Origin of the sequence: Cobetia sp. MMG027 (assembly GCF_027947415.1) — a bacterium.
GTDB classification, from domain to species: domain Bacteria; phylum Pseudomonadota; class Gammaproteobacteria; order Pseudomonadales; family Halomonadaceae; genus Cobetia; species Cobetia marina.
Genome location: NZ_JAQJIO010000022.1, coordinates 1 through 2,185, shown reverse-complemented (window position 1 = coordinate 2,185; position 2,185 = coordinate 1). Strand labels below are relative to the sequence as shown.

The following is a 2,185-nucleotide window of genomic DNA, read 5'->3' as shown; positions in this document are numbered from 1 at the left end:
AAACGATATGTCGGAGAGGTCCGACAGATTCGTAATCCTTGACAGACCCCTTGGGGTTATATGGTCAAGCGATTAAGCGCATACGGTGGATGCCTTGGCAGCCAGAGGCGATGAAGGACGTGATAGCCTGCGATAAGCGTTGGCGAGGTGGCAAATACCCTGCGACCCAACGATTTCCGAATGGGGAAACCCACTCACCATCAGGTGAGTATCTATAGGCCAATACATAACCTATAGAGGCAAACCCGGGGAACTGAAACATCTAAGTACCCGGAGGAAAAGAAATCAACCGAGATTCCCCAAGTAGCGGCGAGCGAACGGGGACCAGCCCTTAAGCGATACAACTGACAGACGAACAAGCTGGGAAGCTTGACGATACAGGGTGATAGTCCCGTAGTCGAAGTCTGAGTATCGTGAAATCGAGTAGGTCGGGGCACGAGAAACCTTGACTGAACATGGGGGGACCATCCTCCAAGGCTAAATACTCCTGGCTGACCGATAGTGAACCAGTACCGTGAGGGAAAGGCGAAAAGAACCCCGGCGAGGGGAGTGAAATAGATCCTGAAACCGTATGCGTACAAGCAGTGGGAGCACCTTCGTGGTGTGACCGCGTACCTTTTGTATAATGGGTCAGCGACTTATATTCTGTGGCGAGCTTAACCGTATAGGGGAGGCGTAGCGAAAGCGAGTCTTAACTGGGCGACCAGTCGCAGGGTATAGACCCGAAACCGGGCGATCTATCCATGGCCAGGGTGAAGATTGAGTAACATCAATTGGAGGCCCGAACCCAAGTATGTTGAAAAATGCTGGGATGAGCTGTGGATCGGAGTGAAAGGCTAATCAAGCCCGGAGATAGCTGGTTCTCCTCGAAAGCTATTTAGGTAGCGCCTCACGTATCACCGCTGGGGGTAGAGCACTGTTTCGGCTAGGGGGTCATCCCGACTTACCAACCCGAGGCAAACTCCGAATACCAGTGAGTGCAGCGTGGGAGACACACAGCGGGTGCTAACGTCCGTTGTGAAAAGGGAAACAACCCAGACCGTCAGCTAAGGTCCCAAAATCCTGATTAAGTGGGAAACGATGTGGGAAGGCTCAGACAGCTAGGAGGTTGGCTTAGAAGCAGCCATCCTTTAAAGAAAGCGTAATAGCTCACTAGTCGAGTCGGCCTGCGCGGAAGATATAACGGGGCTAAATCAGGTACCGAAGCTACGGGTTCATCCTTATGGATGAGCGGTAGAGGAGCGTCGTGTAAGCCAATGAAGGTGGATTGAGAAGTCTGCTGGAGGTATCACGAGTGCGAATGCTGACATGAGTAACGATAAGGGGAGTGAAAAACTCCCCCGCCGGAAGACCAAGGTTTTCTGTTCTACGTTAATCGGAGCAGAGTGAGTCGGCCCCTAAGGCGAGGCGGAAACGCGTAGTCGATGGGAAACGGGTTAATATTCCCGTACCGGATGTGGTTGCGATGGGGGGACGAAGAAGGCTAGGTGAGCCAGGCGTTGGTTGTCCTGGTGAAAGCATGTAGGCCGAGGAATCAGGCAAATCCGGTTCCTCTGAGGTCGAGATGCGAGACGAACTGACTACGGTCAGGAAGTCATCGATGCCACGCTTCCAGGAAAAGCCTCTAAGCTTCAGATCACATGCGACCGTACCCCAAACCGACACAGGTGGTCAGGTAGAGAATACCAAGGCGCTTGAGAGAACTCGGGTGAAGGAACTAGGCAAAATGGCACCGTAACTTCGGGAGAAGGTGCACCGGTTCGAGTGAAGGACTTGCTCCGTAAGCTCTTACCGGTCGAAGATACCAGGTGGCTGCAACTGTTTATTAAAAACACAGCACTCTGCAAACGCGCAAGCGGACGTATAGGGTGTGACGCCTGCCCGGTGCCGGAAGGTTAATTGATGGGGTTAGGATTCGTCCGAAGCTCTTGATCGAAGCCCCGGTAAACGGCGGCCGTAACTATAACGGTCCTAAGGTAGCGAAATTCCTTGTCGGGTAAGTTCCGACCTGCACGAATGGCGTAATGATGGCCACGCTGTCTCCACCCGAGACTCAGTGAAATTGAAATCGCAGTGAAGATGCTGTGTACCCGCGGCTAGACGGAAAGACCCCGTGAACCTTTACTATAGCTTTACACTGGATGCTGATGTTGTCTGTGTAGGATAGCTGGGAGGCTTTGAAACC

Annotated in this window: 1 rRNA gene; it reads left to right on the top strand. The window is 52.7% G+C overall.

What is annotated here, in order from left to right:
• Window positions 1–62: 62 nt before the first annotated feature.
• A 23S ribosomal RNA gene (locus PJK54_RS17680) occupies window positions 63–2,185 on the top strand; the annotation flags it as partial.